We start from the raw sequence: 15,895 nt of genomic DNA, 5'->3' as shown, positions 1-15,895 counted from the left end.
GCATGACCGACGCCGCCGCGCAGAGCCATGACCGGATCTTTCTGGTCGTCGTGGACGACACCCAGGAGATGGCCGTCGCGCTGCGCTTCGCCTGCCGGCGCGCCAGCAACACCGGCGGCCGGGTCGCCCTGCTCTATGTCGTCGAGCCGAGCGATTTCCAGCACTGGATGGCAGTCGGCGACCTTATGCGCGAGGAGGCCCGCAACGAAGGCGAGCAGCTGCTGCAGCGCCTGGCGGCCAAGGTCAACGAGCTGACCGGCCAGCTGCCGGTCCTGCACGTCCGCGAGGGGACGCGCCGCGAGGAGCTGCTCAAGCTGATCGACGAGGACCCGACCGTGTCGATCCTGGTCCTGGGCGCCAACGTCGAGAAGCGCGGACCCGGCCCGCTTGTCGAGGCCCTGACCGGCAAGTTCGTCGGCAAGCTCAGGGTGCCGGTAACCATCGTGCCGGGCAACCTGTCGGACGAAGAGATCGACAGCATTGCCTGATCCGGGCCAGGGCCTGTTGACATTCACGGCGCGCTCCTGGCGGGAGCGCATTTGCGCCGGGGCCAGGAGCGGGAGGCGCCGTGGGGTAGCCTCCCACAAGGCCTTCCGCGACGCCGCCCCGGCGCAAATGCGCCCCGTCCCGAAGGGATCCGGCGAAATCGGCCTGCTGCCGCGTTGCTTGTCGTCGAATATGCTCGGCATGTCCTTCCTCCTCGCGCCTAACAGCAGGCCGATTTCACTCGGACCAGGAGCGCGACGTGAGTGTCAACAGGCCCTAGTCCATACTGTTGAGCAGCGCGTCGATGTCGTCCTGACTGACCCCTTCGTCCGGCAGGGCCGGCCCGCTCATCAGATGCTCGTCGGGCCTCTCGGGCTTGCCGTCGGCGCGCCCGGACGCCGCTGCGGACCGTCCCGCCGGGACGCCCTCGGCCTCGTGCCCGAAGGCTTCGAGCAGACCGCGAACCTTGTTCTCGACATGCTGCAGGGCGTTGACCACCTTGCTGATGCGCTGACCGGTGATGTCCTGGAAGCTGCAAGCTTCGTAGACCTTGGTGACCTCGTTGGTCACCTTGCCGGCGACCGCAGGGTCCATCTCCCCAGCCAATTCCTCGATCGTCTCGACCGCCTCGAAGATCGAGTTGGTCGCCTTCTCGGTCGAGCCGACGATCGCCTCGAGCTCGTCGGCCGCGGTCGGCAAATGCTGCGCGGTGATCTCGTCCGGGCGCAGCGCCGCGATCTCCGCCTTCACCTCGTCCAGGAAGCGGCCGAGCGCCTGTATCTCACGGTAGAAGTTCACATTGACCGCGGCCACGTCGCCCGTGACCGAGGACATCACGCAGCGCACCGCTTCGACGATGTCGCCGGGATCGATCTGATCGCCCTGGGGCAACAGGGTTTCGACGCGACGGTGCAGGTCGCTCACTGCGGGATCGACGGTCATCAGCGGGCCTTCCGGATGCGCGCGGCTAAGGAGATCAGAACTCGCCGACCACCGTGGTGAGCTTGGACTTGAGGGTCTCGGCGTTGAACGGCTTGACGATGTAGTTGCTCACGCCCGCCTGCTTGGCCGCCACCACGTTGTCGGTCTTGCTCTCGGCCGTGATCATGATGAAGGGCAGTCCGTTGAGCTTGCCGTCGGCGCGCACCTCTTTCAGCAACTCGAGCCCGGTCATGGGCTCCATGTTCCAGTCGGAAATCACCAGGCCGTAGGGCTTGTCCCGCAGTTTCTGCAGCGCGGCGCTCCCGTCGGTAGCCTCGTCGACGTTGTTGAAACCGAGCTGCTTCAAGAGATTCCTGATGATCCTCAGCATGGTCTTGTAGTCGTCCACGATGAGAATCGGCATGTTCAAATCGACCGCGGCCATCGGTTGCTCCTAAACCTGAACGGGATGGGTGCTTTTTCGAAAAAAGAGTTTTAGTTCTAAACAGTTAACATATTCTATCTAGTTGACTTTGCTGGCTCCTGCCCTCTTCGGCAAGTCGCGGCGCTGGGCCAGCTCGAGGGTAATCTCCTTGGCGCGCTCGGGATTCATCTGAGCCAGGATCGGGGCGGTCTTGCGCTCTTTCATGCGCTCGATCACGTCGAGCAGCACGACCATGTCGAGGCCTTCGAAGATCCGCGCCGCGTCCTTCGGCTTCATGCTCTCGTAGATCTTGACGAGGCTCTGCATCTGGGCCTCTTCCTGCTCGTCGTGGCGCACCAGCAGGGCTTCGATGGTTTCACGCAGCGTGTTGAGCTCACTGATTTTTTCATCGATCCGCTGCTCCGCGGCCTGGAGCAGGGCGCTGCGCTGCTCGAGCACTTGGACCTGCTGCTCGATCTCCGCCCGCCGCTCGGACAGGCGCTGCAGCAGGTCGATCTCTTCATCGCTCAGTGAAAAGACGTCGGTCGGCAGACGGGCGACCTCTGGGCGGCCCGGGTCCTCTTCTCGCGGCTTGCCGGCTTCGGTCGGGTTCGGCGCCGGTGTCGCGGCACCCGTCGTCTCCACAGCGCCCGGCGGCTCCGGCGCCCGGGTATCGGCCGCCGTCGCCCGGCTGAACTCGCCGATGCCGTCGACACCCTCCCAGATCGCGCCGACCTTGATCGCCAGCGTGACAGCGGCGGCGAAGATCAGCACCGGAATCAGGCGCAGTCTCATGCCGTCCTCCGAGTGCCGGCGCGAACAGGGGCGGCGCGGCGCATCAGCGCAGGCCGTGAAGCTTGCTCGACCGCCGGTCGGGCGGCACGAGCCCGGGCTCTATCGGCTGGTCGGCCGCCTCTGCAGCGGCATCCGGCGTGGCGCCGGCCCGCGCCGGCGGCACGGTCAGCCGATCGGCCAACTTGCCCGCGCGCTCGACCAGGAAAACCAGGTCGTCCGCGATCGATCGGCCCTCGCTGATCGACTGGCGAAGCTCGCCGCCGGTCTGGTCGGCGGTTTGACGGATCTCGGCCAGGCCGTTCTCGGCCCGCGACGTGGCTTGCGCGAAGCGGGCGATCAACTGCTCCATGTCCCGCTTCGACTCGCGCAGCGCGTTCAGCTTGCGGTTCAGGGTCCAGGCATAGGCGATGGTCGCGACCAGCAGGGCCGCGACCAGCAGATTGAGCACGAGGCTGACGTAGCCCATGTCCATGACCGCGATCACCCGTAGATCCCTGCCGCGGCCAGCCGGTTGGCGATCCGGACAGCGATGTTGACGCCCTTTCGCCCCATCTGGCCTTCGAACATGGAGATGTCGCCGCAGCGCAGCTTGATGCGCGAGTCGGGAGCGCAGTTGAGCTCGATCCGGGTCCCCTCCTGCCAGTTCATCACGTCGCCCAGACTTAGCTCGAACTCGTCGAGCACGGCCTGGATCGGCACCTCGGTCTGCCACAGCTCCATGGTCAGGTGGCTCTCCCAGATCGAATCCCGCCCGAACTTCTCGCCGATGAACATCTGCAGCAGAAGCTCGCGGACCGGCTCCAGGGTGGCGTAGGGAATCACCAGTTCCATCTTGCCGCCGCGGTCTTCCATGTCGACCCGCAGGCTGGCGACGATCGTAGCGTTGGCCGGCCGCGCGATGGTGGCGAAGCGCGGATTGGATTCCAGGCGCTCGAAGCGGAAGGTGACCGGCGAGAGCGGGTCGAAGGCGGTCGAGAGATCGCCCAGCACGACGTGCACCATGCGCTCGACCAGGTTCCGCTCGATGGTGGTGTAGGGCCGGCCCTCGATCCGCATGGCGGCGGTGCCCCGGCGCCCGCCGAGCAGGACGTCGACCACGGAGTAGATCAGCGACGAGTCGATGGTCATCAGGCCGAAGTTGTCCCACTCGTCGGCCTTGAACACCGTCAGCATTGCCGGCAGGGGGATCTGGTCGAGGTAATCGCCGAAGCGCGCCGAGGTGATCGATTCCAGGCTGACCTCGACGTTGTCCGAGGTGAAGTTCCGCAGCGAGGTCGACATCATCCTGACCAGGCGGTCGAACACGACCTCGAGCATGGGCAGGCGCTCGTAGGACACCAGCGCCGAGTTGATGATTGCCTGAATTCCGGAGAGATCGCCCATGTCGCCGCCGGCGCCGGTGTCCACGCCGAGCAGGCTGTCGATCTCGGACTGGTCGAGCACGCGGTTGGACGAGCCGGTCATGGCCGTCTCGTCGCCCTCCCCCTCCGTCATGGCCTCCCATTCGGCCAAGACAGCGGCCTCGTCGGTCTCCGCTCCCTGACTGTTGTCTTCGTCCGCCATGCGTCCCGAACTCGATGAACCTGCGGGGGGTGTCCGGTGGGTGCGCCTAGCGCCTCACTGGATCAGCATTTCCTTGAACAGCACGTCGCGCACCACGGCCGGGCGCGCCGCCGCGTTGACTCGGTAGAGCAGCTCCTCGCGGAGGCGCTGTATGCCGGCGGAGCCGCTGAGGTCCTCGACGCGCAGCTCCCGCAGGTAGACCTGGAAACTGTCGATGATCCGGGGCCGCACCCGGTCGAGATGGTCGATGTGGCTGTCGTCGGGCAGCTCCAGACTGACCGACAGCTTGAGGTAGGCCGACTTGCGACCGCCCACGTTCAGATTCACCAGGAGGTCGGGCAGCTTGTAGAAGTAGGAATCGTTGCCGACGAGCTCGGGGGGCGTCGAGGTTTCCGCCTCGGCCACCTGCTCGACCGCCGTCTCCGGCTTCAGCAGGGGATCGAGCAGGCCGGAGAAGTAGGCGCCCGCGACCCCGCCGACGAGCAGCAGGTTGGGCAGGATGCCTAAGAGGATCAGGACCTTCCCGCTGATGCCACCCTTCGGCTTGGCCTCGACTTCGAGACCGTCTCCGATATCCGTCGTACTCGTTTGATCGGCCACGAGAGCGATGTTCCGTCTAGACTAATCCGCTAGTAAGGGGAAAGTAACGGGCGCAAGTTAAGAACCCGTTTAGCATTCGGCGTCGCGGCGGCGATTGGCCGCGCCGGCCCGGCAAGACCTGCCGGGCAAGCACTGCCCGAAGCCCTCTGGGCACCCCGCTGACCGTTGCCAACCCCCTGATTTCTGCAACCTCTTCCTCTGGCACGAGACCTGCAAAGGCGAGGGCCATGCGGTGAATTGCCGTCGCCCGAATGAGAAAGAGGCGCAGAGAGAAAGAGATGGAGAATCCCGGCTACGTCGCCCTGTCCCGTCAGATGGTGCTGAGGCGCCAGATGGAGGCGGTGGCGCATAACCTCGCCAACTTGAACACGCCCGGCTTCAAGGCCGAATCCATGGTCTTCGTCGAATACCTGGAACGCACCCTGCCCCGGGAGAAGGTCAGTTTTGTTCAGGATATCGCGACCGTGCAGGATCTGCGCCCGGGGCCGGTCAAGGCCACCGGCAACGAGCTGGACCTGTCGATCCGCGGCGACGGCTACTTCGCGGTCGAGACGCCCGAAGGCGAACGCTACACGCGGGCCGGCCACTTCGCCTTGTCGCCGGACAGAGAGATCGTCAACTCGAACGGCTATCCCCTGCTGAGCGATGCAGGAACGCCCCTGACCATTCCCGACGACACGACGGAGATCGTCGTCGCGGACGACGGCACGGTCTCGACCGATGAGGGCGAGCTAGGGCGCATACAGCTGGTCCGCTTCGAGAACCAGCAGGCCCTGACCCGTCAGGAGAACGGGCTCTTCGGCGCCGGCGGGCAGGTCGCCGAGCCCGACGAGGATTCGGTCATCCAGCAGGGCACCCTCGAGGGCTCCAACGTGGTCGGCGTGGTCGAGATGACCAAGATGATCGACACCGTGCGCAGCTATCAGGCAGTGGCGCGGATGAGCAACGAGGAACACGAACGCCAGCGCCGGGCGATCAGCGCTCTGGCGCCCGTGCAAACCTAAGGAACCGAGGAGGAGACGCGGATGAATTCGCTCGATATCGCCGCCACCGGCATGCTCGCACAGCAGCTCAACGTGGAAGTCATTTCCAACAACATCGCGAACATGAGCACGACGGGCTACAAGCGCCAACGCTCCGAGTTCCAGGACCTGCTGTACCAGGACCTGAGGCGGGTCGGCTCGGAATCGTCGGACGCCGGCACGGTGGTGCCGGCCGGCGTGCAGCTGGGGCTCGGCGTGCAGCCGGCCGCGGTCTACCGGATCAGCGAGCAGGGCGCGATGAACATTACCGACAATCCCTTCGACGTCGCGATCAACGGCAAGGGCTTCTTCCAGGTCGAGCTGCCCGACGGCGACACCGCCTACACCCGCTCCGGCGCTTTCCAGCTCTCTGCCGACGGGGATCTGGTGACGGTTGACGGTTACACCATCCAGCCGGGCATCACGATCCCGATCGACGCCACCTCGGTCACCATCAATGACAACGGCCAGGTCTCGGTCACGCTCTCCGGCCAGGTCGCGAGCCAGCAGGTCGGACAGATCGAATTGGCCACCTTCGCCAACGAAGCCGGGCTGCAGGCGATCGGCGACAACCTGCTGCTGGAGACGACGGCCTCCGGTACGGCCACGATCGGCACGCCCGGGTCGACCGGCTTCGGATCGGTCAAGCAGGGCCTGCTCGAGGCGTCGAACGTCAACGTGGTCACCGAGATCACCGACCTGATCACCGCCCAACGGGCCTACGAGATGAACTCCCGGGTGATCCAGGCGTCCGACGAAATGATGCAGAGCGTCACCCAGCTTCGCTAGCGCCTGAGGGAAAGGACGAGTGGTGAGAAGATCGAACCAAGCGCCCAGCGGCAAGCGGCCGATCGCCGGCCTGCTGGCCCTGGCCCTGCTCGCAGGCGTGTCCGCGGCCGACGCCGCCGAGACGCCCGCCGGCCGTGTCATGCTGAAGCCCGAGGTCGAGATCGACGGGTCCCTGCTGCGGTTGGGCGATCTGTTCGAGCCCCTGCCACCGGAGGCCGACCATGCGATCGCCCGCGCGCCGGAGCCCGGCCGCAGGATCGAATTCGGCGCGCGGTGGCTGGCCGCGGTGGCCCAGGAGCACGGCATCGCCTGGCGCCCCGCAACGCGCTTCGATCGGGTGGTGGTGAGCCGGCGCAGCATCGCGATCGAGGCGCCGCAGATCCAGACTGCCCTGCACGCCACCCTCGGCCGCATGACCCCCGGCCAGGAGATCGCCGTCGCCCTCGACGACCCCACGATCGCGCTGCATCTGCCGCTCGGCAGCGAGGCCTCCCTCGGCATCTCGGCGCTCTCGTACAACCCGGCCAACGGCCGGTTTCGCGCCAAGGCCGTTTCGCCGGCGGACGGCGCCCCGGCGGTCGAGGCCACGGTGACCGGCCGCGCCGTTGTGATGGTCGAAGTTCCGGTGCCGCGCCGCCGGATCATGCGGGGAGAGATCATCGGCACCGACGATCTGGACTGGCGGCGGATCGCCGCCGACCGACTCGCCGCGGACGTGCTCGTCGACGCCGCTGCGGTGCTCGGCAAGAGCCCCCGGCGCGCGCTCAAAGCCGGCGAGGCGGTGCGGTCGGGCCAGCTGCGCGAGCCCGTGCTGGTGCCCAAGAACGCGCTGGTGACGCTCCGGCTGGCGACCGAACGCATGGTGCTGACGGCGCAGGGCCGGGCCCTCGAGCCCGGCACCAGGGGCGACGTGATCCGCGTCATGAACACCCAGTCGCGGACCATCGTCAACGGGACGGTGCTCGCCTCCGGCGCCGTGGCGGTGCCGCACCCCGCCGGCGCGCCGACGCAATAGGACCAGAAGGGAGACAAACCAATGACGCGGATAGAACTTCCCAGACGGCGCAGCCTTTCCCGCAGCCTGCTGCGGCTCGTTGTAATCGCCGCCGCGGGCGCCTCGCTGCAGGCCTGCACGGTGTTCGAGCGGCTTATCGCCATCGGCCAGGAACCCTCACTCAGCGAAATCGAGAACCCGGCGCCAATCGCCAACGATCGTCAGGTGCGCCTGCCCATGCCGGCGCCGCAGCCCGCGCCGCGCCAGGCCAACTCGCTGTGGCGCACCGGTTCGCAGCATTTCCTGCAGGATCAACGCGCCGCCGTGGTCGGCGACATCGTCACCATCAACATCGAGGTGTCGGACAACGCCTCGATCTCCAACCGGACCACGCGCGGCCGGGCCGCCTCGGAGGACGCTTCTCTGACCTCCCTGCTCGGCTACGAGGGGCTCCTGCAGAACTTCCTGCCGAACGGCGTCAATCCCCTCAGCCTCGTCGACCTGGACAGCGCCGGCAGCACCGAAGGCAACGGCTCCGTCGACCGGGGCGAGACGATCAACCTCAAGGTCGCCGCGCTCGTCACGCAGGTCCTGCCGAACGGGAACCTCGTGGTCGCCGGCCGCCAGGAGATGCGGATCAACTACGAGATGCGCGAGCTTCAGGTCGCCGGGGTCATCCGTCCGGAGGATATCACCTCGGCCAATACCATCGAGTTCGAGAAGATCGCCGAGGCGCGGATCGCCTACGGCGGACGCGGCCACATTACCGACGTGCAGCAGCCGCGCTACGGGCAGCAGCTCTACGACGTGCTCTGGCCGTTCTGACGCCACGCCTGTAGCGGATTCACCGGGTTGCGGACCGCTTCCGGCGAATCAGTCAGAGCCGGACCTGCTCTAGCTAGGGCGGCGTGACGGCGGCCGGGTCTGCGGAAAACAGAACTCCCGGCCGCAGGATCAGTCGTCGCGGTGGGTCCGCTCCTTGCGCTCGTGGCGTTCCTGCGCCTCGAGCGACAGCGTGGCGATCGGCCTGGCCTCCAGGCGGCGCAGGCTGATCGGTTCCGCCGTTTCTTCGCAGTACCCGTAGGAGCCTTCTTCGATGCGCTGGAGCGCCGCATCGATCTTGGCGATCAGCTTGCGTTCGCGGTCCCTTGTGCGCAGCTCCAGGGAGCGGTCCGTCTCGAGCGACGCGCGATCGGCCAGATCGGCTTCCAGCAGCCCCCCTTCTTGAAGGTGCTGCAGTGTTTCGCTCGATTCGTGCAGGAGTTCGTTCTTCCAGTTGGTCAGCTTCTGGCGGAAATAGGCTTGCATCCGCGTATTCATGAAGGGCTCGTCATCGCTCGGATGATAGCCGTTCAGACCGTTTCGAGTCTTGCCCTTGCTCATTTCTCAACCCCGATCCTGCCTGGAGTTCGCGCGCGGAGTATAAGAATTTCATGTTTGCTTTCAAGCACTACGAGAGGCGTGACGGGCCGATTTTCCGGCCGTGGCAGGACCGATGAAAATGCCCGGACGGGCGGGCGGCGCGAGGGGCCCCTGAGGCTCGGGAAATCGCCCCGGCAATCCCGCGGCGGGCCGGGTGGCGAGACGCCGTCGCGGTCCCCCTAGAGCAGATCCTGGTTTGACTGAATCGCCGGAGGCGATCCATCAAACCCGGTGAATCTGCTCTGAAACTTAGATGGAGAGCGGATCGGCAGGAAGGGCCTGGCGATCCGGCGCGATCAACCGATGGTTCCGGCGGAATGTGCTTAGCGGCCGCGCTTCGCGAGCTCGACCGCGACGCGCAGCTCGATCTCGTCGAGGACGGTGTCGAGGCGCGGGTCCTCGGTGGCGCCCTTGCGGGCCGCCGCCATTTCGCCCAGCCGCAGCAGGTTTTCCTGACTCACCGCGCCGTCCAAGAGCTCGAAACGCAGGCGATCGAGCGCCTCGAGCAAGGCCTGGCCATGGCGGGCCGCAGCTTCGCGGGACAGGCGGTCGCCTGGAACCTCCTGGAGGGCGAGGAGTGAATCGATCGTCGATGCGGCCGCCGGGGCGGTCGGCGCGGCCCCCTGGGCCTCGCCGGTTTCCAGAATCCCGGCGAACTCGCCCGGTTTTCCGGTTTTGCCGGCCGACTTCCGGCTCGGCTTCTCGATACGGCCGTTGGATAGAGAGCCTATCTTCATCAGGTGTCCCGCAGATAGCGACCCGGCCGCCGACGCGCGTCCGCCGCGACGGTGCGGCGATCAGGGTTAAAATGCCGTTAGCGCGGATGCCGCAGCAGCAGCAGGGCTCGGACCGGCCCAAAAGCGAATTAGACTATCCGCTTAGTAAGTATTTCTTAGTTTTTTCGGGTGACAGTGATAGTGGGCTCAAGAAGGGCTCACAAGAGGTTTGCGCTGTTATGACTGTCGCCGAAGCAACACTCGCGGGTTCAGCCGCCGCCAGCGTCAAGAGGACGCAGGCGAGCGCACGAGTCGAGGACTCGCGCGTGCGGGAAGCGCCCGCGCGCCCCGCAACGGCGGAACAGGTTGCGCCGAGCACCGCTGGCCGGCCGTCTGCGGGGGCATCCTCTCAGTCGCGCCTGGCATTCGACCAGGAGCTGTCGCGCGTTTTCGTCGAGATCGTCGATTCGGACTCGGGCGAGGTGGTGCAGCGCTTCCCGCCCGAGCAGATCGTGCGCTACTTCGCCGAGATCAGCGACGCCGCGGCCGAACCCATCGATACGGAGCGCACGGGCCTGGTGCTGGATCAGCTCGCCTGATCCCCGGCCAGGGCCGCCGGGCCCACCCCCAAACGAAACACCCGACCCGAACAAACCGGCGCCCTCGCCCCGGGGCGATGCCGGCTGACCGGCATTCGTCCCGCACCTGCGCCAGCAGTTCGCGATCCGGGTAAGTCTTGCCGGGCGCTTCTTGCCGAGCCAGCGGGCGACCCCGGTCTCGGCCCTACGGACATCCGGTCAACATATTGATATAATTCACCTTAAACAAGGAAGCGGAGCTGGCACGGCGTTCGCATCAGGAGCCCCGAGGAGAACCCTTTCGGAACAGGCTCGAGGAAAGACGCCGTGAGGACGAGTGCAAAGATCTGCAGGCTGACGTTCGGCGCCGGTGCCAGCCGGGCGTCGCTAGGGCTCGTTCTGGCCGCCCTGCTGTGGCTCGGCGCCTCGCCCGCCGCAGCCCAGGTCCGCATCAAGGATATCGCCGACTTCGAAGGCGTGCGCAGCAACCACCTGGTCGGCTACGGTCTGGTCGTCGGCCTGGACGGCACGGGCGACGATCTTGAGAGCGCGGTCTTCACCCGGGAGAGCCTGATCGGCATGCTCGAGCGCCTCGGCGTCTCGGCCCGCGACGACGACCTAGAAACCGACAACGTGGCTGCCGTCATGGTGACGGCCGACCTGCCGCCCTTCGCCCGACAGGGCCGGCGGATCGACGTGACGATCTCTGCCTTGGGCGACGCCCAGAGCCTGCTGGGGGGCACGCTGCTCGTCACGCCGCTGCTCGCGGCCGACGGCGAGGTCTACGCCGTGGCGCAAGGCTCGGTGGCCGTCTCGGGGTTCAACGCCGGCGGCGCCGCCGAGACGGTCAGCAAGGGCGTGGCCACGGCGGGCCGAATCCCCAACGGCGCCGTGATCGAGCGGGAGATCGCCTTCGATCTGGCGCAGATGCAGAGCATCAAGGTTTCCCTGCGCAACCCCGACTTCACCACCGCCCGGCGCATGGCCCAGGCGGTCAATCGTCGCCTCAAGACGCCGATCGCCCGGCAGCTCGACAACACGACGATCATGGTCGACGTCCCGAACGACTTCCCGGGCGGCACCGTCGGCCTGGTCACCGAAATCGAGCAACTGCGGATCACGCCGGACCAGGTCGCCCGGGTCGTGATCGACGAGCAGTCGGGCGTGATCGTGATGGGCGAGAACGTGCGCATCAGCACGGTGGCGATCGCCCAGGGCAACCTGACGATCCGCATCACCGAGACGCCTCAGGTCAGTCAGCCCAACCCCCTGGCCGAGACCGGCGAGACCGTGGTCGTCGACCGCACTCGCGTCCAGGTCTCCGAGGACGAGGAGAGACGCCTCGCCGTGCTCAACCGAGGCGTCAGCCTGCAGGAACTGGTCAACGGCCTCAACGCGCTCGGCATCGGCCCGCGCGACATGATCACCATTCTCCAGGCGATCAAGGCGGCCGGCGCCCTGCAGGCCGAGATCGAGGTGATGTGATGGCCGGCCAGCCGCCCATCACGTTACAGGCCGGCGCCGGCCAGGCACTGCGCGCTTCGGGGCCGGCCGCCGGCCCGGCCGGCGCCGGCAACAACCGCGAGGCGCTGCGCCGCGCCGCCGAAGAGTACGAAGCGCTGTTCCTGGCCGAGATGCTCGCACCGATCTTCGAGGGCATCGAGACCGAGGGCCTGTTCGGCGGCGGCTCGGCCGAGAAGATCTACCGCAGCCTCATGGTGCGAGAGTACGGCCGGTCCCTGTCCGAATCAGGCGGCGTGGGCATCGCCGACGCCGTTGAGCGCGAACTGCTTAAGCTGCAGGAGATCCAGCAATGAACGAACACCCAGCCACGACCGCCGAACCGCCGGCCGGCGAGGCCTTCGCCCAGGACCTGCGCCAGGCGGTCGACCGGATCACCCGGGTTCTCGAGCAGGAGGTTCCGCTGCTCAAGGCGCTGAAAAGCGAAGCGATCGAGGCCATGCTGGACGAGAAGCGCGCCGCCACAGAGGGCTATCTCACGCTGGCCGAGCGGCTGCGGGCCGCCCCGAAGCTGCTCGACGGGCTGGAGCCCGCCGCGCGCGAGGGGCTGCGCAGCGCCGCCGGCCGACTAGCCTCGGCGACCGAGGCCAACGCCCGGGCGCTTAGGGCCGGACTCGAGGCCAACGGCCGGCTGGTCAAGACCATCGCCCAGGCGGTCGCCGAGCAGAGCCTCGGCAACAACCGCTACCGGGCCGACGGCCGGCCGCGCAGCAGCGCGCCGCGCGGCGCGACGCCCGCCTGCTCGGTCAACAAAGTGCTCTGACGGATCGCGATCATGACGCTGGTGAATGCACTCTACTCGGCCATCACCGCCCTGCAGACGACGCAGTCGGCGCTCCAGGTCACCTCGAACAACATCGCCAACGTCAATACCGAGGGCTATACGCGCAAGAGCGCCCAGCAGCTGACCCAGGTCATCGACGGCCAGACTTTCGGCGTCGATCTGGGCCAGGCCCGGCGTTTCGTCGACGCCAGCCTACTGCGTCAGATCCGCGATCAGATCTCCGTCCTGACCGGAAACCAGGCGCAGAACGGCTTCCTGGAACGCACCCAGACGCTGTTCGGCACGCCCGGCAGCAACACGGCGATCAGCCACGACCTGGCCGAACTCGGGTCTGCGCTCGAATCTCTCGCCGCCGCGCCGAACGGCGTGGTCAACCAGAGCGAGGCGGTCGCGACGGCGCAGCGGCTCACCGAGAAGCTCAACGCGCTCAACGACCAGATTCAGGCGATGCGCCGCCAAGCGGACCAGGAGATCGCGGAATCGGTCAACAAGATCAACGACCTGCTTCAGGATCTGGACGACCTCAACGGGCGCATCGCCGAGGCCGACGCCTTGAACCGTTCGGCCGACGACCTCCGCGACGAGCGCGACCGGCTGATCGGCGAGCTCGCCGCCGAGATCGACATCCAGTACTTCGAGCAGGGCAACGGCACGACGGTGATCGCCACCACCACCGGGCGCATCCTGCTGGGCAGCCAGGCGACCAGCCTGAGCCACGCGGCGGCGGCCCAGGTCGCGGCGCAGAACACCCATCCAGGCTCGATCGACGGGATCAACCTGGGCGGCTCGGGGGTCGACATCACCGACGAGATCAGCGGCGGCCGGCTCTACGGCCTGATCACGATCCGCGACGACACCCTGGTCGACCTGCAGGCCGAGTTCGACCGCCTGACCGAGGTCCTGCGCGACCAGATCAACGCCGCGCACAACGACGGCACGGCCTTCCCGCCCCCCAGCCAGCTGACCGGGAGCCGGAGTGTGGCCGCGGCCGACGCCCCGCCGATGAGCGGGAACTTCCGGGTCGCCGTGCTCGACAGCGCGGGCGTCGTGGTCGAAAACCTCGACATCAATCTCGGCGGGATCGCCAACATCGGCGCGCTGGTCACCGCGATCAACGGCATGACCAACGCGACCGCCTCGATCAACGCGGACGGCCAGGTGGTGATTGCGGCGACCGGCGGCAACGCGATCGCGGTCAACGAGATGGACGGCCAGGTCACCACCGGGACCGCCACCCGGGGCATGGCGCACTTCCTGGGGCTCAACAACCTGCTGGACAGCGGCACCGACTACGACGTCGCCCTGTCCGACCGGGTTGCCAGCGACACGGCCGCGCTCGGTGTCGCCGGCACGATGGGGTTCAGCATCGGCGGCGCCACGACCAACGTCGCTTACGGCGCTGGCGACTCCCTGACGGACATCGTCGCCTCGATCAATGCCGCGGTCGGCGGCGCCAACATCACCGCGAGCGTGGTGAGCGAAGCCAACGGCTACCGCTTGGAGCTGATCGACGCCGACGGGGACAACTTCTTCCTCTCGGACAGCGGCGGACTGACCGGCCAGATCAATCTGCGGCCAGGCCAGGCGGGCACCGCCGGCCGGCTCGAGGTCGATCCCGACCTGCTCGCCACCCCATCGCTGATCGCCTACGCGGAACTCAGTCCGGCGGCCGGCCTAGCGGTCGGCGACATCGCGCTCGCCGCCGGCGATTCGGCCACCGCACGGGCTCTGGCCGACGTCTTCACCACCAATCAGACCTTCGCCGCGGCCGGCGGCCTGGCGGGCTCGGTCACGACCCTGAGCGACTTCGCGACCAGCATCATCTCGCTGAACGCGGCCAACGCCAACGCCGTCGCCGGTGACGTGGCCAGCGGGGAGAGCCTGGAGATCGCTCTCGAGACCCAGTTCGGCAGCCTGAGCGGCGTCAATCTGGACGAGGAGCTGTCCCAGCTAGTGATCCTGCAGAACGCTTTCGCCGCCTCGGCCCGGGTCACCACCACCGTCAGCCAGCTGTTCGACGAACTGCTGCAGATCGGACGCTAAGAGCTTTCAAGGATAACGGCCATGGAACGGATCTCGACCCTCGCCTACAACAACCAAATCCTGTTTCAGACCTTGAATAACGTGTCCCGCCTGCAGGAACTTCAGCTTCAGCTGGCGACGGACAAGAAATCCCAGGACTACGCCGGCATCCAGAGGGAAACCGTGGACCTGGTTTCCCTGGAGGTCAGGCTGACCCAGGCCGAGCAGTTCAACCGCACGATCCAAAGCGCCGATATTCGCCTGGAACTGATGGACACGGCGCTCGGCTCGATCGGCGACGTGGCCGTGGAGTCGCGCGACCTCTTCCTCAACGCCGTGAACGGACCGGGCACCTTCGATGGCAACCTGGCCGAGTTCGCCGCCGACTGGCGTTTCCTCACGGTCCAGTTCCTCAATACCCGCGGCGCCGACGGCTACCTCTTCGGCGGCACGCGGAGCGACCGTCCGCCGGTCGACCTGACCCAGCCCGCCTATGCGCCGGTCTCGCTGATCGAGAGCGACGGCACGACGGTCGACGAGACCTTCTACCAGTCCTATTACACCCAGGTGCTGGGCAACACGCTGCCCTTCGCCCAGGGCTCGTTCTACGATCAGATCTACTTCGACAAGAACGGCGTCGCGCCGGCCGGACCCCTGCCGGCGGATCCCGACAATCCGACCCTCAGCGAGTTCGTCGCCGAGGATCCCGACCTCTGGCAGTACTACGTAGACCGGCTCGACTCGGCCGCCATGCTGGCGACGCCGAAGCTGGACTACTACCAGGGCAACGACGAGCCCCAGGTCGTGCGGGCCGACGAGGATCTCGACGTGAGCTACGACGTCCGGGCGAACGAGCTGACCTTCCAGCAGGTGCTTATCGCCCTCGACGCCGTCGCCAATCTGCCGAACGGCGGCTCGACGGCCGACCCCTTCCAGAACGTGGTGATCGCCAAGGCCCGGGACATCCTGAACAGCGTCCTCGATCCTTTCTCGACCAAGGGCGTCGAGCTGGTCGACGACCAGCGGATCGAGGTCAGCCGCGCCCGCGGCACGCTCAACTTCGCCGCCGAGCGCAACGAGGCCTTCGTGGCCCAGGCCGAGGGCCTGATCGCCGACATCGAGGGGATCGACCGCGCCGAAGTCGTGGTCAAGATCCAGTCGAGCCAGACCGTTCTGGAAGCCTCCTTCGCCAGCCTCTCGCGGGTCCAGTCGCTGTCTCTGCTGCAGTTCCTCTGATGCCCCTTAGCCATGAGGCTTA

General features: G+C 67.0%; 19 protein-coding genes. 11 read left to right on the top strand and 8 right to left on the bottom strand.

Going from position 1 to position 15,895, the window contains the following annotated elements:
- Window positions 1–2: 2 nt before the first annotated feature.
- A complete protein-coding gene (locus QNJ67_01295; protein MDJ0607586.1) occupies window positions 3–488 on the top strand; it encodes a universal stress protein in 486 nt (161 codons plus the stop codon).
- 274 nt (window positions 489–762) lie between these two features.
- Here the strand turns inward: QNJ67_01295 and QNJ67_01290 are convergent, their stop codons facing one another.
- The 6 genes from QNJ67_01290 to QNJ67_01265 all read right to left on the bottom strand — a co-directional run bounded on the left by QNJ67_01290 (window position 763) and on the right by QNJ67_01265 (window position 4,789).
- The gene (locus QNJ67_01290; GenBank protein ID MDJ0607585.1) at window positions 763–1,428 is read right to left on the bottom strand and encodes a protein phosphatase CheZ; all 666 of its coding nucleotides are present in this window, start codon (window positions 1,426–1,428) and stop codon (window positions 763–765) included.
- Between the two features lie 34 nt (window positions 1,429–1,462).
- Window positions 1,463–1,852, bottom strand: coding sequence for a response regulator (locus QNJ67_01285; GenBank protein ID MDJ0607584.1), 390 nt, complete (start codon window positions 1,850–1,852; stop codon window positions 1,463–1,465).
- Between the two features lie 78 nt (window positions 1,853–1,930).
- Entirely contained in the window at window positions 1,931–2,626 is a 696-nt protein-coding gene (locus QNJ67_01280; protein MDJ0607583.1) for a hypothetical protein, read from the bottom strand.
- Between the two features lie 43 nt (window positions 2,627–2,669).
- Window positions 2,670–3,110 (bottom strand): DUF6468 domain-containing protein, encoded by a 441-nt coding sequence (locus QNJ67_01275; GenBank protein ID MDJ0607582.1) that lies wholly within the window; start codon window positions 3,108–3,110, stop codon window positions 2,670–2,672.
- Window positions 3,107–4,189, bottom strand: a complete 1,083-nt coding sequence (gene fliM, locus QNJ67_01270) for a flagellar motor switch protein FliM (protein ID MDJ0607581.1) — start codon at window positions 4,187–4,189, stop codon at window positions 3,107–3,109. Before fliM ends, QNJ67_01275 begins: the two co-directional genes overlap by 4 nt.
- 54 nt (window positions 4,190–4,243) lie before the next feature.
- The gene (locus tag QNJ67_01265; protein MDJ0607580.1) at window positions 4,244–4,789 is read right to left on the bottom strand and encodes a flagellar basal body-associated FliL family protein; all 546 of its coding nucleotides are present in this window, start codon (window positions 4,787–4,789) and stop codon (window positions 4,244–4,246) included.
- Window positions 4,790–5,067: 278 nt separating this feature from the next.
- Between QNJ67_01265 and flgF the strand changes: the two genes are divergently transcribed.
- From flgF to flgH, 4 genes are read left to right on the top strand one after another with little or no spacing between them, the layout of a single operon-like run.
- Entirely contained in the window at window positions 5,068–5,793 is a 726-nt protein-coding gene (gene flgF, locus QNJ67_01260; protein MDJ0607579.1) for a flagellar basal-body rod protein FlgF, read from the top strand.
- 21 nt (window positions 5,794–5,814) lie between these two features.
- Complete coding sequence (gene flgG / locus QNJ67_01255; GenBank protein MDJ0607578.1) at window positions 5,815–6,600, top strand: flagellar basal-body rod protein FlgG; 786 nt, start codon at window positions 5,815–5,817, stop codon at window positions 6,598–6,600.
- Window positions 6,601–6,622: 22 nt separating this feature from the next.
- Complete coding sequence (flgA, locus tag QNJ67_01250) at window positions 6,623–7,615, top strand: flagellar basal body P-ring formation chaperone FlgA (GenBank protein ID MDJ0607577.1); 993 nt, start codon at window positions 6,623–6,625, stop codon at window positions 7,613–7,615.
- A gap of 21 nt (window positions 7,616–7,636) precedes the next feature.
- Window positions 7,637–8,419, top strand: a complete 783-nt coding sequence (gene flgH / locus QNJ67_01245) for a flagellar basal body L-ring protein FlgH (GenBank protein MDJ0607576.1) — start codon at window positions 7,637–7,639, stop codon at window positions 8,417–8,419.
- Between the two features lie 129 nt (window positions 8,420–8,548).
- On the opposite strand, the gene dksA is transcribed toward flgH, so the two are convergent.
- Together dksA and QNJ67_01235 are read right to left on the bottom strand one after the other, a co-directional pair.
- A complete protein-coding gene (gene dksA / locus QNJ67_01240; GenBank protein MDJ0607575.1) occupies window positions 8,549–8,977 on the bottom strand; it encodes an RNA polymerase-binding protein DksA in 429 nt (142 codons plus the stop codon).
- Between the two features lie 362 nt (window positions 8,978–9,339).
- The gene (locus QNJ67_01235; GenBank protein MDJ0607574.1) at window positions 9,340–9,753 is read right to left on the bottom strand and encodes a flagellar assembly protein FliX; all 414 of its coding nucleotides are present in this window, start codon (window positions 9,751–9,753) and stop codon (window positions 9,340–9,342) included.
- Window positions 9,754–9,971: 218 nt separating this feature from the next.
- Here QNJ67_01235 and QNJ67_01230 point away from each other — a divergent pair, with 218 nt between their 5' ends.
- The 6 genes from QNJ67_01230 to QNJ67_01205 all read left to right on the top strand — a co-directional run bounded on the left by QNJ67_01230 (window position 9,972) and on the right by QNJ67_01205 (window position 15,873).
- Complete coding sequence (locus QNJ67_01230) at window positions 9,972–10,331, top strand: flagellar protein FlaG (protein ID MDJ0607573.1); 360 nt, start codon at window positions 9,972–9,974, stop codon at window positions 10,329–10,331.
- A 378-nt stretch (window positions 10,332–10,709) separates the two neighbouring features.
- Window positions 10,710–11,795 carry a flagellar basal body P-ring protein FlgI gene (locus tag QNJ67_01225; protein ID MDJ0607572.1) on the top strand — a complete coding sequence of 362 codons (1,086 nt, stop codon included), beginning with the start codon at window positions 10,710–10,712 and terminating at the stop codon, window positions 11,793–11,795.
- On the top strand, window positions 11,795–12,127 hold the full coding sequence (locus tag QNJ67_01220; protein MDJ0607571.1) for a rod-binding protein: 333 nt from the start codon (window positions 11,795–11,797) through the stop codon (window positions 12,125–12,127). Before QNJ67_01225 ends, QNJ67_01220 begins: the two co-directional genes overlap by 1 nt.
- Window positions 12,124–12,594, top strand: coding sequence for a hypothetical protein (locus tag QNJ67_01215; protein ID MDJ0607570.1), 471 nt, complete (start codon window positions 12,124–12,126; stop codon window positions 12,592–12,594). The genes QNJ67_01220 and QNJ67_01215 overlap by 4 nt, the downstream gene beginning before the upstream one ends.
- A 12-nt stretch (window positions 12,595–12,606) precedes the next feature.
- Window positions 12,607–14,658: a flagellar hook-associated protein FlgK gene (gene flgK, locus QNJ67_01210; protein ID MDJ0607569.1), complete on the top strand. Its 2,052-nt coding sequence runs from the start codon at window positions 12,607–12,609 to the stop codon at window positions 14,656–14,658.
- A gap of 21 nt (window positions 14,659–14,679) precedes the next feature.
- Window positions 14,680–15,873, top strand: coding sequence for a hypothetical protein (locus tag QNJ67_01205; GenBank protein ID MDJ0607568.1), 1,194 nt, complete (start codon window positions 14,680–14,682; stop codon window positions 15,871–15,873).
- Window positions 15,874–15,895 lie beyond the last annotated feature (22 nt).

The organism is Kiloniellales bacterium, assembly GCA_030064845.1.
In the GTDB taxonomy this organism is placed as follows: domain Bacteria; phylum Pseudomonadota; class Alphaproteobacteria; order Kiloniellales; family JAKSDN01; genus JASJEC01.
This window is presented reverse-complemented; position numbering and strand designations above follow the sequence as displayed.